The organism is Thiomicrorhabdus sp. 6S3-12 (genome assembly GCF_017571475.1).
GTDB lineage: Bacteria > Pseudomonadota > Gammaproteobacteria > Thiomicrospirales > Thiomicrospiraceae > Thiomicrorhabdus.
The window spans coordinates 254424-279224 of record NZ_JAGETW010000001.1 but is presented as its reverse complement, the minus strand read 5'-3'; the positions used below and the strand labels follow the sequence as shown (position 1 = coordinate 279224).

Annotated in this window: 26 protein-coding genes; 17 read left to right on the top strand and 9 right to left on the bottom strand. The window is 51.2% G+C overall.

Annotation, left to right across the window (positions count from 1 at the left end; genetic code table 11):
* From gspH to J3999_RS01280, 9 genes are all read left to right on the top strand, one after another.
* The gene (gene gspH / locus J3999_RS01320; protein ID WP_208126159.1) at positions 1-489 is read left to right on the top strand and encodes a type II secretion system minor pseudopilin GspH; all 489 of its coding nucleotides are present in this window, start codon (positions 1-3) and stop codon (positions 487-489) included.
* 10 nt (positions 490-499) lie between these two features.
* Positions 500-886, top strand: a complete 387-nt coding sequence (gspI, locus tag J3999_RS01315) for a type II secretion system minor pseudopilin GspI (protein WP_208126157.1) — start codon at positions 500-502, stop codon at positions 884-886.
* On the top strand, positions 883-1554 hold the full coding sequence (gene gspJ, locus J3999_RS01310; RefSeq protein ID WP_173286172.1) for a type II secretion system minor pseudopilin GspJ: 672 nt from the start codon (positions 883-885) through the stop codon (positions 1552-1554). Before gspI ends, gspJ begins: the two co-directional genes overlap by 4 nt.
* Positions 1547-2518, top strand: a complete 972-nt coding sequence (gspK, locus tag J3999_RS01305) for a type II secretion system minor pseudopilin GspK (RefSeq protein ID WP_173286170.1) — start codon at positions 1547-1549, stop codon at positions 2516-2518. Before gspJ ends, gspK begins: the two co-directional genes overlap by 8 nt.
* Complete coding sequence (gene gspL / locus J3999_RS01300) at positions 2505-3734, top strand: type II secretion system protein GspL (protein ID WP_208126155.1); 1230 nt, start codon at positions 2505-2507, stop codon at positions 3732-3734. Before gspK ends, gspL begins: the two co-directional genes overlap by 14 nt.
* Entirely contained in the window at positions 3718-4239 is a 522-nt protein-coding gene (gspM, locus tag J3999_RS01295; RefSeq protein ID WP_208126153.1) for a type II secretion system protein GspM, read from the top strand. Before gspL ends, gspM begins: the two co-directional genes overlap by 17 nt.
* A 172-nt stretch (positions 4240-4411) precedes the next feature.
* Positions 4412-5116 (top strand): hypothetical protein, encoded by a 705-nt coding sequence (locus tag J3999_RS01290; protein ID WP_208126151.1) that lies wholly within the window; start codon positions 4412-4414, stop codon positions 5114-5116.
* Between the two features lie 23 nt (positions 5117-5139).
* A complete protein-coding gene (locus tag J3999_RS01285) occupies positions 5140-7053 on the top strand; it encodes a S8 family serine peptidase (protein WP_208126149.1) in 1914 nt (637 codons plus the stop codon).
* A gap of 23 nt (positions 7054-7076) precedes the next feature.
* The gene (locus tag J3999_RS01280) at positions 7077-7625 is read left to right on the top strand and encodes a hypothetical protein (RefSeq protein WP_208126147.1); all 549 of its coding nucleotides are present in this window, start codon (positions 7077-7079) and stop codon (positions 7623-7625) included.
* Positions 7626-7738: 113 nt separating this feature from the next.
* On the opposite strand, the gene J3999_RS01275 is transcribed toward J3999_RS01280, so the two are convergent.
* From J3999_RS01275 to hslU, 7 genes are all read right to left on the bottom strand, one after another.
* Positions 7739-8299, bottom strand: a complete 561-nt coding sequence (locus tag J3999_RS01275; RefSeq protein ID WP_173286158.1) for a thioredoxin fold domain-containing protein — start codon at positions 8297-8299, stop codon at positions 7739-7741.
* 25 nt (positions 8300-8324) lie between these two features.
* Positions 8325-8963, bottom strand: a complete 639-nt coding sequence (locus tag J3999_RS01270) for a hypothetical protein (RefSeq protein ID WP_208126145.1) — start codon at positions 8961-8963, stop codon at positions 8325-8327.
* Between the two features lie 74 nt (positions 8964-9037).
* The gene (ubiB, locus tag J3999_RS01265; RefSeq protein ID WP_208126143.1) at positions 9038-10654 is read right to left on the bottom strand and encodes a ubiquinone biosynthesis regulatory protein kinase UbiB; all 1617 of its coding nucleotides are present in this window, start codon (positions 10652-10654) and stop codon (positions 9038-9040) included.
* Between the two features lie 20 nt (positions 10655-10674).
* A complete protein-coding gene (locus J3999_RS01260; protein WP_173286152.1) occupies positions 10675-11289 on the bottom strand; it encodes an SCP2 domain-containing protein in 615 nt (204 codons plus the stop codon).
* 18 nt (positions 11290-11307) lie between these two features.
* Entirely contained in the window at positions 11308-12060 is a 753-nt protein-coding gene (gene ubiE / locus J3999_RS01255) for a bifunctional demethylmenaquinone methyltransferase/2-methoxy-6-polyprenyl-1,4-benzoquinol methylase UbiE (RefSeq protein ID WP_243755228.1), read from the bottom strand.
* 40 nt (positions 12061-12100) lie between these two features.
* On the bottom strand, positions 12101-12484 hold the full coding sequence (locus J3999_RS01250) for a gamma-butyrobetaine hydroxylase-like domain-containing protein (protein WP_173286148.1): 384 nt from the start codon (positions 12482-12484) through the stop codon (positions 12101-12103).
* A gap of 13 nt (positions 12485-12497) precedes the next feature.
* Positions 12498-13817 carry an ATP-dependent protease ATPase subunit HslU gene (gene hslU, locus J3999_RS01245; RefSeq protein WP_208126139.1) on the bottom strand — a complete coding sequence of 440 codons (1320 nt, stop codon included), beginning with the start codon at positions 13815-13817 and terminating at the stop codon, positions 12498-12500.
* Between the two features lie 385 nt (positions 13818-14202).
* Between hslU and dapF the strand changes: the two genes are divergently transcribed.
* From dapF to J3999_RS01215, 6 genes are all read left to right on the top strand, one after another.
* Positions 14203-15042 carry a diaminopimelate epimerase gene (gene dapF / locus J3999_RS01240; protein ID WP_208126137.1) on the top strand — a complete coding sequence of 280 codons (840 nt, stop codon included), beginning with the start codon at positions 14203-14205 and terminating at the stop codon, positions 15040-15042.
* Positions 15035-15796 (top strand): DUF484 family protein, encoded by a 762-nt coding sequence (locus tag J3999_RS01235; protein ID WP_208126135.1) that lies wholly within the window; start codon positions 15035-15037, stop codon positions 15794-15796. Before dapF ends, J3999_RS01235 begins: the two co-directional genes overlap by 8 nt.
* On the top strand, positions 15793-16761 hold the full coding sequence (gene xerC, locus J3999_RS01230; RefSeq protein ID WP_371811827.1) for a tyrosine recombinase XerC: 969 nt from the start codon (positions 15793-15795) through the stop codon (positions 16759-16761). The genes J3999_RS01235 and xerC overlap by 4 nt, the downstream gene beginning before the upstream one ends.
* Before the next feature lie 188 nt (positions 16762-16949).
* Positions 16950-17492 carry an ATP-dependent protease subunit HslV gene (gene hslV / locus J3999_RS01225; protein WP_208126134.1) on the top strand — a complete coding sequence of 181 codons (543 nt, stop codon included), beginning with the start codon at positions 16950-16952 and terminating at the stop codon, positions 17490-17492.
* A gap of 34 nt (positions 17493-17526) precedes the next feature.
* Entirely contained in the window at positions 17527-18129 is a 603-nt protein-coding gene (locus J3999_RS01220; RefSeq protein WP_243755227.1) for a YqhA family protein, read from the top strand.
* A gap of 202 nt (positions 18130-18331) precedes the next feature.
* Positions 18332-18922, top strand: coding sequence for a hypothetical protein (locus J3999_RS01215; RefSeq protein ID WP_208126133.1), 591 nt, complete (start codon positions 18332-18334; stop codon positions 18920-18922).
* A 61-nt stretch (positions 18923-18983) separates the two neighbouring features.
* Here J3999_RS01215 and waaA read toward each other — a convergent pair whose 3' ends face one another.
* Together waaA and J3999_RS01205 are read right to left on the bottom strand one after the other, a co-directional pair.
* The gene (gene waaA, locus J3999_RS01210; protein WP_208126132.1) at positions 18984-20276 is read right to left on the bottom strand and encodes a lipid IV(A) 3-deoxy-D-manno-octulosonic acid transferase; all 1293 of its coding nucleotides are present in this window, start codon (positions 20274-20276) and stop codon (positions 18984-18986) included.
* 16 nt (positions 20277-20292) lie between these two features.
* Positions 20293-21228, bottom strand: coding sequence for an SIS domain-containing protein (locus J3999_RS01205; protein ID WP_208126131.1), 936 nt, complete (start codon positions 21226-21228; stop codon positions 20293-20295).
* 541 nt (positions 21229-21769) lie between these two features.
* On the opposite strand from J3999_RS01205, the gene glgC reads away from it, so the two are divergent.
* Both glgC and J3999_RS01195 read left to right on the top strand, forming a co-directional pair.
* Positions 21770-23038: a glucose-1-phosphate adenylyltransferase gene (gene glgC, locus J3999_RS01200; protein ID WP_208126130.1), complete on the top strand. Its 1269-nt coding sequence runs from the start codon at positions 21770-21772 to the stop codon at positions 23036-23038.
* Between the two features lie 33 nt (positions 23039-23071).
* Positions 23072-24790: a glycoside hydrolase family 57 protein gene (locus J3999_RS01195; RefSeq protein WP_208126129.1), complete on the top strand. Its 1719-nt coding sequence runs from the start codon at positions 23072-23074 to the stop codon at positions 24788-24790.
* Positions 24791-24801 lie beyond the last annotated feature (11 nt).

The following is a 24801-nucleotide window of genomic DNA, read 5'->3' as shown; positions in this document are numbered from 1 at the left end:
GTGCGTCTTCGGCAAAAGGGTTTCACTTTGATTGAGCTGATGGTCGTACTTTTGATTATCGGCCTTTTGTTGACGGCCGCCAGTCTGAGTTTTAAAAACAGCGACAGTGCTCTGTCCCGCCAGCAGGCGAGCCAGATTCAGGCTCTGTTTCATTACGCTCAGGATCAGGCGACATGGCAGCAGAGGACTTATCTGCTGATTCCGGATAATAAGGGGGTGACGCTTTTCAAGTGGCAGCAAGGCCAGTGGCATAAAGATGACAAGGCCAAGGTACTGTCATGGAAGACGCCTTTTGAGGTTGATTGGCAGTTGCCAGCATTGCAGAGTCGCGAGGAAAACCTGCTTAACCGCGGCTGGTGGGTTCTACCGAGCGGTGAGGTTCAACCCGGTTCGATCAGCTGGCGATTGAAAAATGCTGAGGATGAAGACACGATTTTAGAATGGGATCAGTGGCTGGAATTTGAATTGGTTGCGGATGATGCGGTTTGACGGGGCTGGCATGGCACAGGTGAAGACTTTACAGCGCCAAAGTGGATTCACGCTGATTGAAGTGCTGATTGCTTTGGTGATCGCGGCGATCGCATTGGCGGCGCTGAGTCGAAGTTTCGGTGTGACTACACATAATCAGTCTTTGCTAGAAGAGAAGGTGGTGGCGACCTGGGTCGCGCAAAATGCGTTAACGCAGCAACAGATCCAAACCGGCAGCAACCAGTTTTCCCGTGAAGAGAAGATGCTGGGACGAAACTGGCTTCTTACCCAGAAGATCGAAGCGACACAGTTGGCGCAATTCAAAAAATTGACGATAGAGGTCAAGCCGGATACAGCGTCTACAGGCGATGACGCATCTGTCAGTACTCGTCTGGTCACTGTGGTGGGCGTACCATGAAATCGCAGAAAGGTTTTACCCTGATCGAGTTGTTGATCGCCATGTCTATCGCCGCGATTATCAGTATGCTGGCTTACCAGACGATCGATTCGGGAGTACGGGTCAATCAGTCTCTGGAGACGCATCAGCAGGAACTGAAGCGCCTGCAAGGTGCCTGGTGGTGGCTGGAACAGGATCTGATTCAGATGGCTCCAAGAGCGGTCAACGACGGTTTAGGCGGTTCACTTCCTGCTATGACCTATCGCGTTGATTTGGGTTTGGAGTTCAGTCGTTTAAGTGATGCGCAAAGTCCTATGGCGATGGCGGGTTCTTATGGGCTGAATCGTGTGGCCTATCGTCTGGAAAACAAGCAGCTGGTGCGTCTGCTGTGGCCGGTGATGGATCGGGCGCCGGATTCGGTTCCGGTTAGAAGGGTTCTGCTTGAGGATGTGCAAAGGTTTGATTTGCGTTTTCTCGATGAGCAGAGTCAATGGCGGGAAAACTGGCCGCCGGAAAACCGTGAAACACCGCCGTTAAATAATCTCCTGCCGAAGGCCGTCGAGGTGCGCATGCTTAATCGGCTTGGTGAAGTGAAGCGGCTTTTTTTAGGCACGGATTGGATGGAGTTTAACCCTTATCCGGCAGCCGCATTGGACAGTGTCTCCGGACAGGAGGGAGTCAATGAGTAGTCGGCAGCGACAAACTCAGTCCGGTTTCGCCTTGATTACTGTAATTCTGGTGGCTGCTCTGGTGGCGATTATCAGTTCGGAGCTTTTAAGCAAGCAACAGGCACAGATTCAGCGCAGCGGTTATATGCTGCATCAGACACAGGCTTTGAGTGTTGCCTGGGGGCTGGAGTCCTGGGTGAAACAGGGATTGGCTCTGGATGGGAAAAACAATAAAACCGATCATCTGGGCGAACTCTGGGCGCAGCCTTTGCCGCCGATTCCGTTTGAGGACGGCGAAATTTCCGGCGAGTTGCTGGATGCTCAGGCAAAACTGAATGTAAACGCTCTGTTGAGTGTTGACGCTAAGCGTAAAGAGTTGTGGCATGCGGTTTTTAACCGTTATGCCCAGCAGCAGAACCTGAATTTGAATCTGGCGGATCTGATCGAGGACTGGATTGACCGTGATTCAGAGCCGTTGGCGGGTGGCGCGGAAAGCGATCAATATCTATTGAATACTCCGGCTTTCAGTGCCGCCAATCAGCCGATGGTTACGCCGCAGGAAGTGTTCAATCTGCAAGGAGTGCAGACGTTAACTTTTCAGCAGAAAACGCTGCTTGTGGCGAACTTAAGCGCCTTGCCGCAGGAGACTGCGGTCAATATTAATACCGCTTCCGAAGCGGTGTTGCTCAGTTTGAGTCCCTGGATGACGGTGCAGGTTGTGCAGGCCTGGTTAAACCAGAGGATCGGCAATCCGGCCGAGAAGGTGGATGATTTCCATCGTTTTCTGATCGGCGTTACGGGGCTGACTCTGGAAGAGGTGGCTAAGGATTTGCCGGAAGGCCTGATTTCGGTCAGAAGTGATTTTTTTATTTTAAACGGACGAATTGATTTTGGTCTGGCGCGGCAGCAGGTTTCAGGGCTGTTCTATCGTAATGAGCAAAATCAGGTGAAGATACTGCAAAGGTGGTTAAGTGTCCCCGAATAACTCGAATGTAACTTTACAAGCCGACGCTAAGGCTCTGTGCTTCAATCTGCAGGGGGAGTTGCTGTTGCGGCAATTCGCCGACGGGGCAGCGGATGTCAAAGAGGAAAGCGTTGAATCGCTTCTACAGCAGGGGCGAAGCGTTGAATCGCTTCTACAGCAGGGGCGTATCACTTCGGAACAGCTCCGACAGATCGGTGTTGTCTGGGTTCCGACTTCCCAGTTGGTTATAGCGCAGGTTGTTTTGCCGGGAAGCCGTCAGTCAGAGTTGCGCGCAGCCCTGCCGTATGCACTTGAAGAGCAACTGTCCGACGCGGTCGAGAATTACCATTTTGTTATTTTGCACAAACAGCCGGCGCAAGAGGGAACACAGTTACAGGTTGCCGTGATCGCCAAGGTTTTAATGAATCAATGGTATCAAGCCCTTAAGCGTCTCGAACTGGATAACTGTCTGTTGAGCGCCGATTGTTTCGCTCTGCCTGAACCGGAAACTGACGTATCTGTCGCGATGGTGCTTCCCGGAGCGCCGGTGGTGATCTATCGTGATGGGCGTTATAGCGGTTTTGCCATTCCCGAAACGCTTAGCGAGCAGTTGGCATCTTCTTCCGAGGAGGTGCGCAATTTGACGCCTCAGCAGGCGCAATGGCAGAAAATCGCCTTTTCGCCGAGTGCCTGGCAGCAGTTACAGAGCACCAATCTGGCGGTCGGCGAGTTCGCGTTGAAGGAGTCGCAAAATCTCTGGCGTCAATGGTTATGGCCGAATCTGGCCGCGGGGCTTCTGTTCGTGGTATTGCTGGGATCAAACTGGCTAGAAAAGGAGCAGGCGCTGCAGGATGCGCAGGTTTACCGTTCTCAGAGCGAGCAGCTCTTTAAAGCGATGTTTCCTGATGTAAAGAGAGTGGTCAGTATCAAGACGCAGACCATGACCCGCCTGAGAGCGCCGTCGCAAGATGTAACGAGTGCGCGTTTAATGCCGCTCGTTTACCAGCTCGAACCGGTGTTATCCGGGCAGACAAAAGTTCGTATCGATGAATTGAATTGGCAGCGCCAGGCTCAGGGCGGCAAATTGAATCTGCGTCTGACGGCGAAACAGAGCGGTGATTTGCAAAAGCTGCAGCAGCAGATTCAACAGCGGGCAGGTAAACTGCAGGCGCAGTTGAGCATTAAGAATGTCACGCCTGAAGTGGCTCTGGGAGAGTTAAATGTGGTCGCAAATTGAAAATCTTCTGCAGCCGATCAAGCTGCGCTTTAATGCTTTCTGGCAACCGCTGGCCGACCGGGAAAAAGTGTTGCTGGCGATGCTGGGTATTTTCCTCTTCTGGGTGTTGCTGTACGCGTTGTTGTGGCAGCCGATTCAGCAACAGCAGAAGGAAGCGCATCAGCAGTTGTTGAATGCACAGAACCAATGGCAGTGGCTTAATCAACAGATACCTCTTTGGCAGCGTCAGGGACAGGAGCAGAATCAGGCGGCGATTTCAAACCGCAATCAGTTGATGAGCAAGGTTCAACAGTCTTTACGCCAACTTAATCTGCATAAACAGATCAGCAAAGTCGATCTGACATCCAAGGGGGTGAAAGTGGTATTCAAACAGGCGGATGCCCCGAGGCTTTTGCAATGGTTGGCGACCCTGGAGCAGGAAGGTGTTGTCAGTCAAAGGGCGCAGATAGTTCCTCTTGAAGGCGGTGTGGTCGAGGCTCAGATTGAATTTGTTGTACCGGAGTAGGTGCAGGTGTTTGGTGGCTGGAAACGCGCCGGTTTACTCATAATAAAGATTGATTTATATGTATTTCTTTAGAAAGAAACAGGTAATTCTGCTATTATTTTTGGCAATAGTGCTGTTTTGTATCTCACTGATAAGTTCTTTTAAAATCAGTGCCTTGAATTCATTTATAGGCATGGAAAACAAGCCTGTTCAGTTCAGTGAACTTAACGGAGATTTGGCGCAGGGTTCTCTGGCTATCGGGCTTGCGAATCCGGATTATCAGCCTTTGGGTATTCTGCGCTGGCAGCAGTCTTATCTCGACTGGTTGCTGTTGCATCCGCAGCTGAACGGGCAGTTCCGCGGACGAAGCAGTGAATTGCCGTTCTCCGCAGAGTGGTCTCTTTTGTCGGGCGACCTTGCGCTAAGTCTCAGTGAAGGTACGCTCCAGTTTGAAGATATTATGCCGCTGCTGGCATTGAATCGGGATATCGGACGCTGGTTGAACGGTTTAAGCGGACGAGTCGAGGGGATTTCTCTGCAAACCCGGTGGGTCGATGCCGGACAATGGTTGCAAAAAACACAGGGCGCCATGCGTCTCAACGGATTCAGCTTTCTGGGGGAATCCTTGCCGCCGGTGTTTATTACCGTCAGTCAGCAGGATGAGCAGGTCATTATTAAACTCTCTGCCGAACAAAAATGGACGATGAGCGGTGAAATTGTTTTGACGCCGCTTAAACGGGAAAAGGGATTGCAATCGATTCAATATCAGGGGTTAGTCAAGGTTTCGGCGCCCTCTGCTGAGAGTTTGCCTAATTGGGCCAGTCTGATGAAGTCTTCTTCGGACTCTTCGGACTCTTCGGCACAGAGCCGTTTTCAGGGGAATTGGGCGCTCAATTAATCGGGCTGCCATGGAGTTGATATATGAAGTCCGGATTTAATTTGTTGCTGCTGTTGGGATGTTCGAGTGTTTTAACCGCCTGCGGCGGTGGAGGCGGTTCATCGGATACACCCGCAGTTGAGTACGAAACCTGCGGCGAAGATTCCCCGATAACTTCGATTGATGATTCTCTGTTCGGGTATCAGTGGTATCTGGAAAATACTGGCCAAACAGCTTTGACCGCTGACGGAAGCGGTGGTGTCGCCGGTGAAGATATTAATATTTTCGCCGCCGGTCAGATGGCTCAGGGGTACAGCGGTGATTGCATCAAAATCGCGGTCGTTGATTCCGATCTGGAAATTGCCCATGAAGACCTGCAGCAGAATGTTGTTCCCGATGCGTCTTATAACTTCACTTATGTCGCCGAAGACACGGTTCCTTCCAATGGACAGGGATTACATAACCCGACCGCGACCTATTCCAGCGGTGGGCATGGCACCAGTGTCGCCGGTTATCTCGCTGCCCGCGGGGGGAATGCACTCGGTATAACGGGCGTGGCGCCGAGCGCAGAACTGCGCGGGTACAATATGCTTTTGGCCCAGGACTATCCGAACGAATTGGCTGCGCTGGGCTATCAGGATACTGTCAATAACGGCAATTACCCGGAATTAACTTCTCCTCAGGTCGATATTTTCAATTTGAGTTACGGACGAACCATAACTTATGATCTGCCGAGCGGGGAAGCGCTGTATTACGTTGTTTTAGTGTATGCGCAACAGTGGGGAACGGAAAACCTCAGAGAAGGCAAAGGTGCTTTGTATGTCAAAGCCGCCGGGAATGAGTTTTCCGGTCACGAAGACAGTGAATACACCAATCCGGCAGATAATCCGTTACCGGTAGAGAAATGTACCCAGGCCATCGAAAACGGCGTGACCTGTTTCAATACCAACCTGGAGCGTGATCAGGCCTATCCGTTTGTGATCCCGGTCGGGGCATTTAACGCAGAGGGCGAGAGAGCAAGCTATGCCAGTACAGGATCGTCGATCTGGATTGCGGCTCCCGGCGGTGAATACGGGCAGTTCAGTCCAGCCATGCTGACAACGGATCAAAGCGGCTGTGACGCGGGTTATAGCCAAACCAATTCCTCCTATAGCACTTCGGATTTCGATAATGGTAATACGCAAGAAAATCTTGAGTGTAATTACATCAGTATCTTTAACGGAACTTCCGCGGCTACGCCGGTTGTCAGTGGGGCTGCGGCCTTGTTACTGGAAGCGAATCCGGCTTTGACCTGGCGTGATATCAAGCATATTCTGGCAACAACGGCGCGTAAGATCGATCCGGGCTACGCCGAAAAAACTTTGACGCTTGGGTTGAGTCAGGTTGTGCTCGAAGATGGCTGGGTCGATAATGCGGCAGGTTATCATTTTTCCAATTATTTCGGTTTTGGCGCTCTGGATGCGGATGCCGCTATCAGTATGGCGAAGAACGGTTACTCGCTCCTTCCGGCAATGCAACTGCTTCCGGGAGACAACGGTTTCGCCGGTCCGGTTACCAATACCGGTGAGATCCCCGATGCATCTGCATCAGGGATTAGTGAAACTCTAAGCGTTAACGAGACGGGGAACCCGATTGTCGAGAGTGTTCAGTTAACCATTTCGCTCAACGGGATTGACACTCAGACCAACGGTTCCGCCGGGCACAATTTTGACTTTAGTGATTATCAAATACTTCTCGAGTCGCCGAATGGCACCCAGAGTATTGTGATGACTCCGTTCCATGGATTTGATAAGAACTACGATATCAATAATTTTCCGATGATCAGTCATGCGTTTTATGGTGAAAACCTGAATGGCGACTGGAAGTTAATTGTCCGTGATCTGGATTCACAAGCCGAGCTGACCGGCGAAGGAAAGCTGGTCGATTGGTCTCTTAAATTCTATGTGCATGAGTCGTAAATATGCTGTTTAAAAGAACCTTTTTGAAATTACTGGCAATCGCCGGCTTATTCCTCTCTTTTCAGGTACAGGCGTATCTCTTACCTTGTCAGCTGGTAACGCAGATGGCTGGGTCTGATGTGTATGAAGCAAAGTTGCAGCGGGTTGCTTCCATGACGGCGCCGGAGGATTTGCCGGCAGCGATGGGCTTGGAGTTGCTCGAGCGTCATGGCGGCTGGTATATCTATCAGACACCGGAGCCGTGGTTTGAACGCCGAACCTGCGGGCCTCAGCTACGAACGGTACAGGGCAAAAACTTTCAGTTCATGCCGGTGCTTTTGAATAAAAAGACCGGGCGCAATGCCGTTCTGACCGGAACTTTTCTTTTAAAAACCTATCGGGCGAAGCACCTTGATGAGGTGATTGAACGCTACGGTTTTCGTCTGGTGACCCGCTTGCCGAAGCCGGATACGGTGATTATCGATGTCAAACCGATTCAGTCCTACGACGATATGATCGAGATGCTGGATAAGGATCGCGATGTCGAGCTGGTTGCGCCTTTAATGAGTGAACCGCGTTATCAGCTGCGTTAGTTGTCTAGGACGTTTTAATAGGCGTTTAACAGCTGTTTAAAAGTCATTTAAAAGTAAAAAGGCTCGGGAGTTCCGAGCCTTTTGCGTTATATGGTCACGGGGGGTAAGAGAGATTATTGCGGCTGATAATCCACTTTGCTCTCTTCAACCATCTTATAGATGTCGACCCGTTTTGGATTGCCCAGCTTTTCCAGTGCCTGATTGATGGCGCGTTCGAGATTTCCCGGATAGAACTCTTCAAGCGTAAGACCGATAATCGGATCGGCGATCTGGTTGCCCTGAGAGTCGAAAATCAGTGTCGTCGGAGCAACCTTGACGCCGAGTTTCGGTCCCAGAGTTTTCATTTCGATGTCTCGTCCCTGGAAATCTTTCATCATCCAGTGATCCTTGTCGAGAACCAGCTGACTGAAATGCCCGTACTCTTCCAGATCGGTCGTCTGCAGAAGCGGGTAGAGAATATTCTGTTCCAGTTTCTTGCAGTAGTTACACCAGGTTGCCGTGGCGAAAATAACCACCGGAACATTCTTTTTGGCGGCGGATTGCCCCGCTTTCTGCAGGTCGACGGCCAGCGGAAGTACGTCTCCGGCACTTACATGGGAAAGGTTTAGGCTCAGTAGCAGGCCGAGCAGGATGGTTTTCAGGCTGACCGAGCTTTTTTTATGGTAATTTCGCATCGGTAGGACTCCTCACTAGTATTTGTTATCGATATCGGTTGCAGCGGTTTGCCTTGCCGCCAAGGTATTCGATATAGGTTTTCAGTTTGATCAGTTCTTTTTTGTCCAGTCTCAGCGACTGCTGATAGTGGCTGCCGCACTGCCAGTCGCCATCATTCAGAAAGCGCAGTTGATCCGAACTGTTCTGATAATGCAGACTCAATTCTACACCGGCTCCGTCGGGACGATAATGAAGATAGGCTGGCAGATCCCTCAAGCGGCCGTTAGCGGCATCACGCAATTCGATATCAATTTCATAGCGTTCTCCCCGAGCCAGCGTGTAGCTCTGCGGCATGATTTTATAGTGCTGCTTATCGCGCTGGAAACTGCCGCCCATAATATTAACGCGAATGACATTGCCGTTCTGCGGTGCAGCGTACAGTTTATCGAGACGTTTCTGTTCTTCAATCTGTCGCTGAAGCTCCAGTTTGCGAGCCTGATTGTTCGCAATCTGTTGAGCTTTGCTGCGCTCGGCACGGATCTGCTGTTCGCGTAATAACAGCTCTTTGCGCTCGTCTGGCGTAAGCTGTTGCCATTGCTCATCGCTCATGCCTAGAGGGTTTGAACTGGCGCAGGCGCTTAAAAGTACGGAAAACAGTGTCAAGAGGGCCAGACGGGATAACATAATTTTCTCCATAAATACAGTGCGCTAAATAGTAAAAAGCCGGGGTCTGGCCCGGCTATTCACGAAGATCGCATTTATTTTTTAATCAGGAACCAGACAGCCAAAAGCCAGATTGCCAAGGTGACATTTTGATCCAGCGGCATATTCTGGCTGGCGGCCAGGAATGGCGCAGCGGCGAGAGCAACGGCGATCCAGCGGTTGCGGTTTTGGCGGTTCTGCTTTTCCAGTTCGCGTTCGATTTTCTGTAACTGTTCAGACTGCAGGCCTACGCCCTGATGCGCAAGTTTGTTTAGTGTTGTGTGCAACAGACCCGGTAAAGTCGGTGCTTGTTCCATCCAGAAAGGCAGGTTGGCCTTGATGTTTTTAACCAGGCCTTTAGGTCCGACACGTTCCTGCATCCAATCTTCGAGGAAAGGCTTGGCGGTATCCCACAGATCCAGTTCGTCATCCAGCTGGCGTCCCAGTCCTTCGATATTAAGCAGGGTTTTCTGTAGCAGAACCAGTTGCGGCTGAATCTCCATCCCGAAACGTCGTGCAGTCTGGAACAGGCGCATCAGCACCAGACCGAAGGAGATCTCTTTCAGCGGGCGATCCCAGATCGGTTCGCAGACAGAACGAATCGCCGCTTCCAGCTCATTGACACGGGTATCGGATGGCACCCATTCGGATTCGATATGCAGTTCGGAAACGCGCAGATAATCGCGGTTAAAGAATGCCAGAAAGTTTTCTGCCAGATAACGCTGATCTTCCGGCGTCAAAGTTCCCATAATACCGAAGTCGATCGCGGCGTAACGACCGTCGGGAAGAACAAAAATATTGCCGGGATGCATGTCGGCGTGGAAGAAATTATGCTTGAAGACCTGAGTGAAGAAGATGATTACGCCTTTGGCAGAAAGGTCTTTGAGATCGACGCCGGCTTCAATCAACTTTTCGGTTTCCGAAATGCGGATGCCGTAAATACGTTCCATCGTCATGACGTTTTCGGCGGTGTGCGACCAGTAAATCTCCGGCACATACAACAGATCCGAGTCTTCGAAATTGCGTTTCAGCTGCGCGGCGTTTGACGCTTCGCGGATCATATCCAGTTCGTCGAGAATGGTTTTTTCGAATTCCGCGACCACTTCGACCGGATGCAGGCGTTTGGCGATTTTGACGGCCTTTTCGAAGAGGCTGGCAAGGATACACATAATCGCCACATCCTGTTCGATCACCGGCTTAATGTCCGGACGCACAACCTTGACGACCACTTCGGTGCCGTCGTGCAGTTTGGCCGCATGAACTTGAGCGATAGACGCGGAGGCCATCGGCATAGGGTCAAATTCCGAAAAAGCTTCGCCGACCGGTTTTTGCAATGCTTTTTCGATCAGTTGCAGCGAGTGCTGTTCGTCAAACGGCGGGCAATCATCCTGCAATTTGGCCAGTTCAATGGCGATGTCGTACGGAAGTAGATCCTTACGGGTCGAAAGTGCCTGACCGAGTTTGATGAAAATTGGTCCGAGTTCTTCCAGAGCCAGGCGAATGCGTTCGCCACGGCTCAGTTTGGACGGCGTTTTCCAGTTCCACGGAAAGAGTTTGTTAAACCAGACCAGCCAGGCGAATTTACTGCCGCTCAGCACCATTTTATCGATTTCGTAATGGCTCAGGACTCGGTTGATTTTAATAAGGCGGCGCAGTTGCTTGATGGCTTTCATGAATGTGCTTCTAAATGGGGTTAACGGTTGACTGAAGAGGCGTCGAGCTGGTTAAAACGCTGTTCCAGCTCTTGCAGGCGTTGCTCGACAGCGGAGACTTCCTGGCTGAAAGCGGCGATCTGCGGTTTGCTCGGTACGGCCTGAAGTTCGAACTGCAGGTACTCTTTCAGGGTTTGCATGATGTAATCGCGCTGGTCGCGTTTGAGCTGCATATAGGATCGTACTCCGTGACCGACTTTGAACGCGATCAGATCACCGGTGATCTTGGAGAGGTGCTCTTCCCAGTCGATATCGATTGCGGCCAGAGCGTGCAGGAACTGTTGCGCCAAGTCGCGATTACCGTCAAGTTCGAAGCAGGACAGATCCTTCGCATGCTTGAGCGCGATCCAGTCTGCCGCCTGAGCGGAGATGGAGGCGTCGCTTTCTCCCTGAAGGTGAGTCTGCACCGAGATCTGTTGTTCATTGATCAGGCAGTAGAAAGGCGTTTTCAGCGGCAGAATCTGCAAGGTGATGATGCATTCCGGCAAGGCTTTGATCGAAGCGCCGTGATCGCTGTCGAGTCGTAAGCTGCCGTTTAATGTCTTCTCCAGTGCTTCGGCGAGAAAAATCGGGAGTCTTTGCAGTTCGGTGCTCATGGTTTTATTCCTGATCGTCTAGTACTTCCAGCCGCGGTGCAGGGCGACAATGCCTTGAGTCATATTGAGGTATTCGGCCTTGTCGAAGCCGGCATCGAGCATCATCTGTTTCAGGGTTTCCTGATCCGGATGCATGCGAATCGACTCTGCCAGGTATTGGTAGCTTTCTTCATCATCGGCTATGACTTTGCCCATTTTGGGCAGGATATTGAACGAGTAGAAGTCGTAGAGCTTGGCGAAAGCCGGATTGGTCACTTTGGAAAACTCTAGAATCATAAGCTGACCGCCCGGTTTCAAAACCCGGTACAGTTCGGCCAGAGCCTTGTCTTTGTTGGTGACATTACGCAGACCGAAGGCGATGGTTGCCAGATCGAAAGTGTTGTCCGGAAAAGCCAGCGCTTCGGCATTGGTAATGGTGTATTCCACATTGCCGATGATGCCTTCGTTGATCAGGCGGTCGCGGCCGACCCGAACCATGCTTTCGTTAATGTCGGCTAGAACCACCTGACCGCTTTTGCCGACGCGCTTGGCGAAGGCTTTGGTCAGATCACCGGTACCACCGGCCAGATCCAGAACCTTGTGCCCCGGGCGCACGCCGCTCAGATCGATCGTTTGACGCTTCCACAGGCGGTGAACACCCATCGACATGACATCATTCATAATGTCGTAATTGCCGGCAACCGAGTCGAAGACGCCTTTGACGCGTTTGACTTTCTCTTCGAGGGGAACCTCGGTGAAGCCAAAGTCGATGGTGGATTTCTTGTCGCTCATAATTTTCCTCGTTTTGCTAGCCGGCTGTACTGACGGTCATTTAATGGGTTTGTTGCGATTTTAATGCGTCCAGTTCAGGATGGGAATGCCCCTCGCGCATAAGACGGCGCAGATAATCCATCCAGTACTTGTGCTGGTTTTTCCCTAAATCGTACAGGCGTTCCCAGGTATAAAGTCCGGTGTCGTGACCGTCGTCGAAATGCAGCTTGACGGCGTAATTGCCGACAGGCGTGATAGCCTCGATGTTCACATTCTGTTTATTCAGTTGCAGAGTCTCCTGCCCGGGGCCGTGGCCGGTTACTTCGGCCGACTGGGAGTAGACGCGCAAAAACTCGCAGCTGAGCTCGAAGGTTTCCCCGGTATCGAAACCGATTTCCAGTTTACGCGATTTCTGGTGCAGTTTGATTTCGATTGGATGCGGCACGGATTCTCTCCAATTATAGAATGTATTGTGACAGATCCTGGTCGACCGCCAGTTCGCCAAGACGCTCATCGACAAACTGAGCGGTGATTTCCACTCGCGCACCACGCATATCGGACGCCTCGAAGGAGATGTCTTCCAGCAGGCGTTCCAGAACGGTGTGCAGACGGCGGGCGCCGATATTTTCCGTGCCTTCGTTCACCTGGAAGGCGATTTCCGCCAGACGACGGATCCCTTCGTCGGTGAACGAAAGTTCGACACCTTCGGTTTCCAGCAGGGCGATTGCCTGAGTGGTCAGGGCGGCTTTCGGTTCGGTCAGAATGCGTACGAAATCGTCTACGCTCAAGGATTTCATTTCGACGCGGATCGGCAGACGCCCCTGAAGTTCCGGAATCAGATCCGACGGTTTGGAAAGATGGAAAGCGCCTGACGCGATAAACAGGATATGATCGGTTTTAACCATGCCGTATTTGGTGGACACGCTGCAGCCTTCAATCAGGGGAAGCAGGTCGCGCTGTACGCCTTCGCGGGAAACGCTGCCGCTGCTGTTATCCTGATTTTTGGCTACCTTGTCGATTTCGTCGATAAAGACGATGCCGTTCTGTTCAAGACTTTCGATGGCCTGCGCCTTAATCTGTTCGTCATTGACCATTTTTGCCGCTTCTTCTTCGATCAGCGCTTTCATCGCCTGTTTGATCGGCATCTTGCGCTTCTCTTTTTTGCCCTGACCCATGCCTTCAAACAGGCCTTGCAGCTGTTGCGTCATCTCTTCCATTCCCGGCGCACCGAGAATTTCCACATGGCTTGGCGCTGCGCTAAGGTCGATTTCGATCTCTTTCGTGTCCAGATCGCCTTCGCGCAGACGCTTGCGGAATTTCTGGCGGGTTTCGGACATATTGTTATAGCTGTCCTCTTCGCGGCCGCGCGCCGGAGGCAGCAGAATATCCAGAATACGTTCTTCGGCACGATCTTCCGCCTGACGCTGCACCTCTTTCATCGCCTGCTCGCGTTGCATTTTGACAGCGGTTTCCGCGAGATCGCGGATAATCGAATCAACATCTCGCCCGACATAGCCGACTTCGGTGAATTTGGTTGCTTCGATTTTCAGGAAGGGGGCGTTAGTCAGTTTGGCCAGACGGCGAGCGATTTCGGTTTTACCAACCCCGGTCGGCCCGATCATCAGAATGTTCTTCGGCGTGACTTCGGCGCGTAACTCTTCGGACAGTTGACTGCGACGCCAGCGATTGCGCAGCGCAACCGCTACGGCTCTTTTTGCTTCTGCCTGACCAACGATATGGGCGTCTAAGCTGTGCACAATCTCTTTTGGCGTCATCATGATTCGGGTCCTTTAAATCTCGTTTTAATCTGGAATGCTTATTTGGTTTTCGATGTGGCGGGAGTTTGCCGCCGAATTGGATTAATGGGGGCATTATAAAACTTATCAAGCTTTTTTGTCGCTAAGGAAGCGGTGAATAAGTCATAATACTTCCTTACAAAGCAAAATGTTTTTTCCGGCAGCTGTCTAAGCTTCCTCCGAGGCGTCGCCTGGCGCTTGCTTGAACGGAAAAACGGTTTTTATGGCGGTTTGCCTGTTGTCGCTTTGTTTGCTAAATTCAGCGGAAGTGAAATGCCTTCTCGGGCATACGGCACAGCGCTGTCCGGCGGTATTAAGTATCCGCAGCGCAAGTGACAATTAAGAGAATTAACAAAAAGAATACAGGATGAAAGAGTTACGCTTTAGCAAAATGCATGGGCTTGGCAATGACTTTATGGTCATAGACGCCATTAACCAGCAGGTGACGTTTTCCGAAGAAAAGGTTCGCCGTTGGGCCGACCGCCATTTCGGCATCGGTTTTGATCAGTTACTGGTGGTCGAACCGGCGCAGCAGGCCGATGTGGATTTCCGCTATCGTATTTTCAATGCTGACGGTTCTGAAGTTCAGCAGTGCGGCAATGGCGCGCGTTGCTTCGCACGTTTTGTCGTCGACAAGGAGCTCACCGATAAAAAAGAGATTCGTGTTGAGACCGCTTCCGGCATTATCGTGCTGTATGTTCAGGACGACGGCTGGGTCAAAGTGAATATGGGCGTTCCGAACTTTGCGCCGCAGAGCTTGCCGTTTCTGGTACCGCAGCAGCAGCAGCGCTATTTGGTTCCCGTTCTTGGCGAAGATGTGGTACTCGGTGCGGTTTCCATGGGGAATCCGCATGCGGTGGTTAAGGTCGACAATATCGATTCCGCGCCGGTGGAAGCTCTTGGCGAAGCGCTGGAGTCGCACGAACTTTTTCCGGAAAGGGTCAATGTCGGATTTGCCCAGGTACTGGATTTTGAAGAAGTGCGCCTGCGCGTGTACGAGCGCGGCGCGGCGGAAACTCTGGCGTGCGGAACCGGTGCTTGTGCTGCGATGGTTGTACTGCACAACTGGGGGCTGGTCAGTGACCGTGTCAAAATTCGCCTCCCGGGCGGCGACCTTTTGGTTGAATGGAGCGGTAAGCCCGATTCTGTTGTCTGGATGACGGGACCGGCGGAAACGGTTTTCGAGGGAGTCATTGCCGATGAATGATCGTACTCTGTTGCCGGAGGAGGTCAGCCGTTATCTGCGTGCGCATCCGGATTTTTTTCATAGTCATCCGGAATTACTGGAAACGCTGAGTTTGCCGCATCCGCAGACCGGCAACGCCATTTCATTGATCGAACGCCAGCTGCACCAGTTCCGCGAACAGCGGGATCGTTATCAGGTCGAAGTTGAAACAATGCTGGATATCGCAGGAGAGAACGGTCAGCTGTTTCAGCGTGTGATGCAATTGAATTCGGGGTTGATGGCCAGCCGAACGGAAGAAGAGGCGGTTCGTTTGCTGCATGATCAGCTACGCGAGCTGTTCCGGGTCGATCAGAGCGTGATTCACTCTTTTGATATGCCGGTTCGCAGCGTTGCCGGTATTCGCCAGCTCGGGATGTCGGCAAAGTGGACCGCGGCCTTGAGCGCACTCTTGACGCCTAAGACCCCGTTCTGCGGCGCTCTGGAAAAGGAGTGGCGTCAAGGGTTGTTTGAAAACGGCGAGTCGATTCATTCCGTGTGTATTCTGCCTTTAGGGGAAGAACGGATTTGGGGCATCTTGGTTTTGGGCAGTCATGATTTGCGGTTCGAAAACGACTTTGGTCACTTCTTTTTACGCCTGATTTGCGAAATGGTCGATGCCAGGCTGAAATGGTTGTTTAACAAGGAGGCCCAGCCCTTGAGAAAAACGAAAGCGTCTTCCGGTGAGCGAGCGAAGTTACGTGTAGTGGAGCCTGCGACCGCCTCGGAGAAGGAGTGACGGGTTTGTATCGGGAAGAGCAGGGGAGCGCTTTGTCGCGGGAATTGGACACGGCCGTTGTCCGCTTCTGCGAATCGATGCAGGCGCAGAACCGTTCGCCTCATACCATTAAAAATTACCGCGCGGACTTAAACGAATTTATCGACTATCTGGCGCATTCAGATCTGCAGATCTTCTCTGCATCCGGTCGTGTCGACTGGTCGCGACTACATTCCCAAGATGTCCAACACTTTATCAGTCAGCGTTTTGCCGAGGGAATCAAGGCGCGCTCCCTGGCGCGTAAACTCTCCAGCCTGCGCAGTTTTTTTCAGTTTCTGCTGGAACGCAAACAGCTCAAAATTAATCCGGCCGAAGGGCTGAAAGCCCCGAAACTGCCCAAGCCTTTGCCGAAAAGTCTGGACGTGGATCTGACTTCTCAGTTGCTGGATCAACCGCTTCATTCCTGGCAAGATGTGCGCGATCAGGCGATTTTCGAACTGCTCTATTCGGCCGGATTGCGTGTCAGCGAGTGCGCTCAGCTGGATTTGTCGCCCGGTTTGGATAATCTTTCCGCAGGTTGGGTTCAGGTTTTCGGAAAGGGAGCCAAAGAGCGCTTGGCTCCGGTCGGTTCCAAAGCGCAGCAGGCAATGCAGGCGTGGCTGGCAATACGTCATGAGTATGCGAAAACCGGAGAAGATGCGGTGTTCGTGAACCGGTTTGGAAACCGTTTGAGTGTGCGTTCAATCCAGTCACGCTTGGATAAGCGTGCCGCGGAGGCCGGGCTGCCGACCAAGATGTCGCCGCACCGGTTGCGACACGCCTGTGCGACCCATGTACTGGAGTCCAGCGGAGATCTGCGCGCGGTTCAGGAGATGCTCGGCCATGAAAACCTTTCTACTACGCAGATTTATACCAAACTGGATCTGCAGCATCTTGCCAAGGTCTATGATCAGGCCCACCCACGAGCCAAGAAGCGCCGCCAGTAATAATGAGCGGTTTTTGTCCCGAAGCGGGCGATAGAGACGCTTAATCCTTGCACCGTTATTTTATTCATCTCGTTTCTATTGCGGATTTCCTTTAGAATAGTGCCGGCTAATATTGAACGATTATGGAAATATCGCCCCGTCGTTTTGCGGCGGCGAACCAGAAATAAACCAGGAATAAAGGAGAGCCGATGTCCTTCAGAGGTACCACAATATTATGTGCAAAACGCGAAGGTGAAATGGTGATTGGCGGTGACGGCCAGGTTACTTTGGGCAATGTTGTGATGAAGGGCAATGCGCGTAAGGTGCGTCGTCTGTACGGCAGTAAAGTCATCGCCGGTTTTGCCGGAGCGACTGCGGATGCCTTTACATTGTTTGAACGCTTTGAGGCGCGTTTGCAGACGCACAGCGGTCATTTGATGCGTGCCGCTGTGGAGATGGCCAAGGATTGGCGGACCGATCGCGCGCTGCGTAAACTCGAGGCGATGATGCTGGTTGCCGATCAGGACAATATGCTATTGATTTCCGGTACCGGAGATGTGATTGAGCCTCAGGAAGATTTTATTGCCATCGGTTCCGGCGGTAATTACGCTTACGCGGCAGCGGCGGCCCTGATGAAAAATACCGAGCTCAGTGCGCATGATGTGGTTGAGAAATCTCTGACCATTGCCGCCGATCTGTGTATCTATACTAACCATAATTTGACGATCGAGAGTCTGAAACGCGAAGGATAAGCGTTTTCCGTCTATTCGATTTAAGGAGTAATTTATGGCGCAACAAGCAAAACACGCGCAACAAGAAACGTTCGAAGAGATGGCTGACGAGTCCGCAATGGTCTGTACGCCAAGAGAACAAGGTGTTACCGAAAGAGTCGTGGAGTCGGCTCTATGGAACAGCCGTTATGTGGTGATGGTAGCGGTTGTTGCCAGTCTGCTGACGGCTTTTGCGATTTTCTATACCACGACAATTGATGTCTTCTATACCATCGCTCACTTGACGCACTATCATGAACTGGGCGATGCCGATCGTGCGATCTTGAAAGCACAGACGGTGGCGCATGTAGTCGGTTCGGTCGACGGTTTTCTGCTCGGGGCGATTATGTTGATTTTCGCTTTGGGGCTGTATGAACTGTTTATTTCCAAGATTGATCTGGCGAAAGGCAACAGTACCAGTAAAATTCTGATTATCAACTCGCTGGACGATCTTAAGGATAAGCTGGCTAAAGTGATTCTGATGATTCTGGTGGTCATGTTCTTCGAGCAGGCGATTTTCCTTAAACCGACCGCGCCTCTGGAATTGCTGTACTACTCTCTGGCGATCATGTTAGTCGCTCTGGCGCTTTATCTTTCGCATAAGGCCTACTCGCACTAGAATCAACAGGTTTCCTGTTTGGCAAAACCCGCTTGAGTTGAACCCAAGCGGGTTTTTTTATTGTCTGTCGTTCCGGTGTTCTTGTCCGTTAAACAAAACTGTCATCAAGCTGTTATTTGTCTGTTATTAATTTAATTTATTCTTGGCGCAACGTTTTTCAGGCGTATTGACGAATTTTAAATTATCAGAGAAGGGTATTCCCATGCAGTTTTCTAAAGTAGTAATCGGTGCCGCGGTCAGTGCGGCCTTATTGGCAGGGTGTGAGTCCACACAGGTAAAAAGCGAAGCGCCTGTAGCACAAGAGCAAAAAGTTGCAGCGCCGGCGGTGCAGGAAGCAGCGGTTACGACTCAGCTGTTTGATGTGGTTCATGACGGCCGTTATTACAGTTTCTACGACTTTGCGACCTATCAGTCTTTTTTGAGTGTCGGTGAAACGGCTTACCGTCTGACTCGTATCGGTGGCGGACCGCACGGCGAGACACTGGTCTTCGGTCTGGCGAAAGCGGACAAAAAGAAAGGTGCCGAAACACCTGCGGCGATGATCTGGGATGGCAAGTCACAGGTTGAGGGCGAGTTTTACGGTGAGATGAGAAAGCACGGCCGTATTTATGTATTCTCTTCAAAAGACGATATGGATGCTGTGCGCCAAGTTGGCGAACCATCTTATATGTACACGCAGATCGGTGCGGGCCCTAAAGGCGAAACGGTGGTTTTTGTACTCAATAAGAGTAACAAAAAAGAGAAGCCGATTGCTTTGATGGCTGAATATAAGACGATCAACGGAATGAAATAAGATAATTCATTAGAACCGTCTGTTTTTAAAAGGAGCCTCCGGCTCCTTTTTTTATTGGCATTTAACGGTTCCGGAGGGTCTGTTCGATGTCTTGTAATAGGTTGTGCAGAGCGCCGCTGTGTTTACGGAATGCCTGATAGCCCCGCAGGCCCTGCTGCTGTCGTTGATCGGGTGCGTCTGCAAACAGGCATAGCTGTTGGGCCAGCTCTTCGGCGCTAGCGACAATAATTACGCCGTTGTCCTGCTTGATGGCATCGTAGAGTGTTTGCAGGTTGTGGTGCCATTTTCCGGAGATAACCGGCGTCCCCACTGCGGCAGGCTCCAGAATGTTGTGGCCGCCGAAAGGAACCAGAGAGCCGCCGATAAAGGCGACATCCGCCAGTTCAAACCAAAGCATCATTTCGCCGACGCTATCGGCCAGTAAGATTTCCGTCTGTTTCTGTATGAGGGCTTTGCTAGATCTCGTGGCGTAATTGCACTGTTGTTGCTGAAGAAGCTGCTCGACTTCGGTAAATCGATCGGCCTGGCGCGGTACCAGAATTAAAAGCGCGTTCGGGTGTTGCGCCTGCAGGGCGCGGTGAGCCTCAAGCATTAACGCTTCTTCGCCCTCATGGGTGCTGGCGGCAACCCAGATAAAGCGTTCTTCGGCGGTCGAAGCAAATTGCCGTTTCCACTCGCTGGCCTTGTGTGCGAGTTGTGGGTCAAGATTCAGGTCGAACTTGAGGTTGCCGTGAATTTTCAGTTTATCGGCCGGTACGCCAAGTTCGAGAAAGTGTTGCTTGTCCGCCGCAAACTGACAGCCAATCCACTTGAATGCCTGCAATCTGGTTTGTAGCCAGGTGCCGCCGAATTTGCGATAAGAGTGCATTGAACTCGCCTTTAAGCGGGCATTTGCCAGAACAATCGGGATGTTTCGTTTTTCGCAGGTGCGAATCAGGTTTGGCCAGATTTCCGTTTCGACAACAACGACCAGTTTGGGTTGCAGGGCATGCAGAAAGCGTTTGACCGCAAACGGATAGTCGAGAGGCAGAAAGTGGTGCTCGACGCCTTCGGGCAAGGTACCGGCCAATTGCTTTGCGCCGCGTACCGAGCCGTTGGTTAAGGTGATCGGCAGGTCGGGATGCTGTTCCTGCAAGGCACTGATTAAAGGGAGTACGGAACGGGTTTCGCCTAGCGAGACGGCATGAATGACAATGCCATGCCGTTTCTGTGGGTGGATATAACCGAACTTATCAGCAAAACAGTCCGGCAGCAACGGGTTGTCTTTTTTTGCTCTAAGGCATTTTCGCCAGCTGATCCAGGCGACAGCGGGAAGGGCCAGATGGGTCAGTAGCAGATAGAGCAGATTTCGCATGTCACTCTACGAAAGTTTATTTCAGGTCGTAGATTTGAATGATGCCGACAACCTGTTCTTTCTCGCGAACCAGTAGGGCGGTAATTTTATGTTGGTTCATAACCTCTTCCGCTTCGGAGAGACGCGCTTCCGCTGAGATGAATTTCGGCTGGCGGCTCATAATATCCTGAGCGGTTTTTTGCATCAGGCTTGCAGGATCCTGTTCCATATGGCGGCGCAGGTCGCCGTCGGTGATAATGCCTACACCGTTACCGACAACACACAGTCCTAAGCGCCCCTGACTGATTGCGTGGATCACTTCGCTCATCGGGGCTTCCGGAGCCACGGATGGAACCTGAGCGCTCATTTCGTGTTTGACGCGGGTCAGCAGTTTGCGTCCAAGACTTCCGCCCGGATGGAAACGGGCAAAATGATGAGGCTGGAAGTCGCGCGCTTCCATCAGTGCCACGGCCAACGCATCGCCCATCACCAATGTTGCGGTAGTCGAGGAGGTTGGTGCAAGTTGGTGCGGACAAGCCTCTTGAGGAACATCGATATTAAGATGGTAATCGGAGTTGGTCGCCAGAGTGGATTGCGGTCTGCCGGTCATCGAGATCAGTGTATTGCCGTTGTCCTTCAGGAAAGGCAGCAGGCGAATGACTTCTTCGGTTTCACCCGAGTTGGACAAGGCCAGAAAAATATCGTTCGGTGCGACCATCCCGAGATCGCCGTGAAAGGCTTCACCCGGGTGCATGAAGAAGCACGGTGTTCCGGTGCTGGCCAGTGTCGCCATGATTTTTTTACCGATCAGTCCCGATTTTCCCATGCCGCAAATAACCACTCTGCCTTGGGTCTTCAAAATGGCAGTTACCGCCTGATCGAAGTCGTCGGTCAGTTGCTGGCTAAGATTGGCAATGGCTTCGGCCTCTATATTGAAAACTCGTTTGGCTATGTTTTGGTATTGATTGGTCATCGACAGTGGCGTCCTTGCTGAAAAACGTAATACAGATCGCGTTTGCTTTTTAAACGGTTCAGATTATACCGATATTCTCGGGCGGCTTGCCTAAAAGTGAAAGCCGGATGCAAGGTCGGTTTTACCGTCTTCCTAGCAATTTATTAGCGATCTGTTAGCGACCTATTGCGGTTTTTAATCGATTTCGTTTTTAAATTGAATTATGTGAATTTGCGTAGTATCAAGATTTTATACGATTCCTCGGATTCCGGAAAAGAATCCGGACCGAGTATTTTTCCTTTTGCTATTCTAGCCAAAGATGCATGTCTAAAAGCGTACCGGAAACCTGAAAAGTTTATTGAATAGGTGACTGAGACGTCATAAAACCTTAAAAAAACTGGTCTGTTAAACAGAAAATAATAAATCAGGATTGTTTTTTGCTGTAGGCATTTCAAGGCATGTTTTTGCTTTAAATGGTTTCCTTTGCGATGCATTTTGGTGCACGACACCAAAATGGAACGTTTCTTTAAAGCGATGATAGCTAGATGAGGATAGAGATTGAATGAAATATTACACTGAGACCAAAACCAGCTCGGATTTAACCCGCAAGACCCTGGCTCTAGTTCTGGCTGGAGGAGAAGGAAGCCGCTTGAAAGAGTTGACCCGCTGGCGAGCTAAGCCGGCTGTGCCGTTTGGCGGGAAATACCGGATTATCGATTTTGTACTTTCCAATTGCGTGAATTCCGGGATCCGCAAGATCGGGGTTTTAACTCAGTACAAGTCGCACTCGCTGATCCGCCATATTCAGCGTGCCTGGAGTTTTATGCGCTATGAAGTCGGAGAGTTTGTCGAATTGCTTCCGGCGCAACAGCGTATCGATAAAGACTGGTATAAAGGCACCGCGGATGCTCTGTATCAGAACTTGGATATTATGCGCCGCCATAATCCGGAGTATGTTCTGGTTCTCGGTGGCGATCATATCTATTCGATGGATTACAGCAAAATGCTTCTCGATCACGCTAATTCCGGTGCGGATGTAACGATTGGGTGCATCGAAGTGCCGCGCGAAGAGGCTAAAGGGTTCGGCGTCATGTCGGTTGATGAGACGCTGCGTATTACTAAATTCACCGAAAAACCGTCGGATCCGGAAGCGATGCCGGGCAAACCGGATATGGCGTTGGCTTCGATGGGGATTTATATTTTTTCGACCGAGTTCCTGTATCAGAAATTGATTGAAGATCGCGATAATCCAAGTTCGAGCCGCGATTTCGGTAAGGATATTATTCCGTCGGTCATCGACGATCAGTATGTTCGCGCCTATCCGTTTGTAGATGAAAAAGAAGAGCCGCTTTATTGGCGTGATGTCGGAACCATCGAGTCTTTCTGGAAGGCGAATCTGGATTTGTGTTCGGTCGAACCGGAATTGAATCTCTACAACCGTGACTGGCCGATCTGGACTTACCAAGCTCAGTATCCGCCGGCTAAATTCGTTTTCGATGATGAAGGGCGTCGTGGGGAAGCGATCGACTCATCCGTTTCCGGCGGCTGTATTGTTTCCGGTGCGCGCATTAAACGTTCGATTATCTCGACCGGATGCCATATTCACAGCTACAGTCTGATCAAGGATTCGGTTATTTTGCCGCGTGTTGAGGTCGGGCGTAACTGTCGTATTCAGAATGCCGTGATCGACAAAGGAACCGTTATTCCTCCGGGAACCATTATCGGCGAAGACCCGGTAGCGGATGCTGAACGTTTTTATGTTGAAGAAGCGTCCGGTATTGTTCTGGTGACCCCGGACATGTTCGGCCAGCGATTGCATGTCGTTCGCTAAGGGACTTTCAGATATTAAGAAAAGGTAAGCATTATGCAGGAAAATAAACTTAAAGTTGTCTTGTGCTGGCATATGCACCAGCCGCACTATCGCGATGGTGAGGATGGCATCTATCGACTGCCTTGGGTTTATCTGCATGCCCTTAAAGACTATACCGATATGGTCTGGCACCTTGAGCAGCAGCCTGCCGCGAAGGCGGTGGTGAATTTCGCTCCGGTGCTGCTTGAGCAGCTCGACGATTATCAGGCGCAGATTCAGACGTGGTTGGATGATGGCAGCCTGATGTCCGATCCGTTGTTGAATTGGGTCTCCGGCGCACAGGCGATTCCTGAAGATGTCGAAAAGCGTATTGCGATTGCGGAAGCCTGTCAGAAAGCGCATGCACCGACCATTATTAATGTTTTCCCCGCTTTCCGTGAACTGGTGGATCTGCTGAATGAAAGCAAATTGCTGGATGAGCCGAACCAGACATTGATTACTTACCTTAACAGCCAGTTTTTTACAGATCTGCTTGTCTGGTACCACCTCGCATGGATGGGAGTAAGTTTGCGTCAGGACGACTCTCGTATTCAGACGCTGATGTTCAAAAAACGTAATTTTTCTGCGGAAGACCAGCGCCTTTTGATGCAGATTATGGCGGATGCCATTTCCGGGATTATTCCCCGTTACAAGGCTTTGCAGGACAGAGGGCAGGTCGAACTGTCGATGACGCCATACGGGCATCCGATTGTTCCGTTGTTACTGGACTTCGACAGTCTGCTGGAAGCGATGCCGAATGCTCCTATGCCGTCCTATCCGCAATATCCGGGCGGTCGGGAAAGAGCGCATTGGCATATGAAGAAAGGACTTGATGTCTTCGAACATTATTTCGGTCGTAAACCGGGCGGAGTCTGGCTGTCTGAGGGCGCGATCAGTAATGACGCGATCGCTTTGCTGGATGAATATAAAATTAAGTGGAGTGCTTCGGGTGAAGGGGTTTGGCGCCATTCCTGTGAAAAATCGCACATTAATGAACACGACCTTAACAGTAAAAAAGCACTTTACCGTCCGATGCGTCCGGTAGGGAAAGAGTGCTCGCTGTTTTTCCGTGACGACGGTCTTTCCGATCTGATCGGTTTTCAGTACAAAGACTGGCGCGCTGAAGATGCGGCGAACGATTTTGCAAATCATCTGACCAATATCGCTAATTTTGTCTGTAAAGACGGGCAGCCGCATACCGTCAGCGTCATTCTCGATGGTGAAAATGCCTGGGAATATTACCCGGATAACGCCTATCACTTTCTGATTGAGCTATATTCGGTACTTTCTGATCACTCTCATGTGGAGTTGACGACTTTCAGTGAGGCTTTGCAATCGGGCGTTACCCCGATTCCGTTGCCGGAAATTCAGGCAGGAAGCTGGGTTTATGGTTCTTTTTCGACCTGGATGGGCGATCCGGATAAGAATGTTGGCTGGGATCGTTTGATTGAGGCGAAACAGGCGTATGATAAGAAAGTCGCGTCGGGTCAGTTGACGGCCCAGCAACAGAAGCAGGCGACCGAGCAGCTGGCAATCTGTGAAGGTTCGGATTGGTTCTGGTGGTTTGGCGGATATAACCCGGCTGACAGTGTCAGTGATTTTGATCTGTTGTTCCGTTCTCACCTGCGCAAACTGTATCAGATTCTGGATGAGCCTCCGCCGGTAAATCTGGAGACTCCGATCTCTTTCGGGGGCGGAGAGATGGAAAACTCCGGCACCATGCGTCGAAATTAGTATCGGGAGGC

Bases quoted from the DNA above. Each gene is read 5' to 3' on its own strand.
- gspI (WP_208126157.1), top strand. From the start codon at position 500: ATGGCACAGGTGAAGACTTTACAGCGCCAAAGTGGATTCACGCTGATT.
- gspJ (WP_173286172.1), top strand. From the start codon at position 883: ATGAAATCGCAGAAAGGTTTTACCCTGATCGAGTTGTTGATCGCCATG.
- gspK (WP_173286170.1), top strand. From the start codon at position 1,547: ATGAGTAGTCGGCAGCGACAAACTCAGTCCGGTTTCGCCTTGATTACT.
- gspM (WP_208126153.1), top strand. From the start codon at position 3,718: ATGTGGTCGCAAATTGAAAATCTTCTGCAGCCGATCAAGCTGCGCTTT.
- J3999_RS01290 (WP_208126151.1), top strand. From the start codon at position 4,412: ATGGAAAACAAGCCTGTTCAGTTCAGTGAACTTAACGGAGATTTGGCG.
- J3999_RS01285 (WP_208126149.1), top strand. From the start codon at position 5,140: ATGAAGTCCGGATTTAATTTGTTGCTGCTGTTGGGATGTTCGAGTGTT.
- J3999_RS01275 (WP_173286158.1), bottom strand. From the start codon at position 8,299: ATGCGAAATTACCATAAAAAAAGCTCGGTCAGCCTGAAAACCATCCTG.
- J3999_RS01270 (WP_208126145.1), bottom strand. From the start codon at position 8,963: ATGTTATCCCGTCTGGCCCTCTTGACACTGTTTTCCGTACTTTTAAGC.
- ubiB (WP_208126143.1), bottom strand. From the start codon at position 10,654: ATGAAAGCCATCAAGCAACTGCGCCGCCTTATTAAAATCAACCGAGTC.
- J3999_RS01260 (WP_173286152.1), bottom strand. From the start codon at position 11,289: ATGAGCACCGAACTGCAAAGACTCCCGATTTTTCTCGCCGAAGCACTG.
- ubiE (WP_243755228.1), bottom strand. From the start codon at position 12,060: ATGAGCGACAAGAAATCCACCATCGACTTTGGCTTCACCGAGGTTCCC.
- hslU (WP_208126139.1), bottom strand. From the start codon at position 13,817: ATGATGACGCCAAAAGAGATTGTGCACAGCTTAGACGCCCATATCGTT.
- dapF (WP_208126137.1), top strand. From the start codon at position 14,203: ATGAAAGAGTTACGCTTTAGCAAAATGCATGGGCTTGGCAATGACTTT.
- J3999_RS01235 (WP_208126135.1), top strand. From the start codon at position 15,035: ATGAATGATCGTACTCTGTTGCCGGAGGAGGTCAGCCGTTATCTGCGT.
- hslV (WP_208126134.1), top strand. From the start codon at position 16,950: ATGTCCTTCAGAGGTACCACAATATTATGTGCAAAACGCGAAGGTGAA.
- J3999_RS01220 (WP_243755227.1), top strand. From the start codon at position 17,527: ATGGCGCAACAAGCAAAACACGCGCAACAAGAAACGTTCGAAGAGATG.
- J3999_RS01215 (WP_208126133.1), top strand. From the start codon at position 18,332: ATGCAGTTTTCTAAAGTAGTAATCGGTGCCGCGGTCAGTGCGGCCTTA.
- waaA (WP_208126132.1), bottom strand. From the start codon at position 20,276: ATGCGAAATCTGCTCTATCTGCTACTGACCCATCTGGCCCTTCCCGCT.
- J3999_RS01205 (WP_208126131.1), bottom strand. From the start codon at position 21,228: ATGACCAATCAATACCAAAACATAGCCAAACGAGTTTTCAATATAGAG.
- glgC (WP_208126130.1), top strand. From the start codon at position 21,770: ATGAAATATTACACTGAGACCAAAACCAGCTCGGATTTAACCCGCAAG.
- J3999_RS01195 (WP_208126129.1), top strand. From the start codon at position 23,072: ATGCAGGAAAATAAACTTAAAGTTGTCTTGTGCTGGCATATGCACCAG.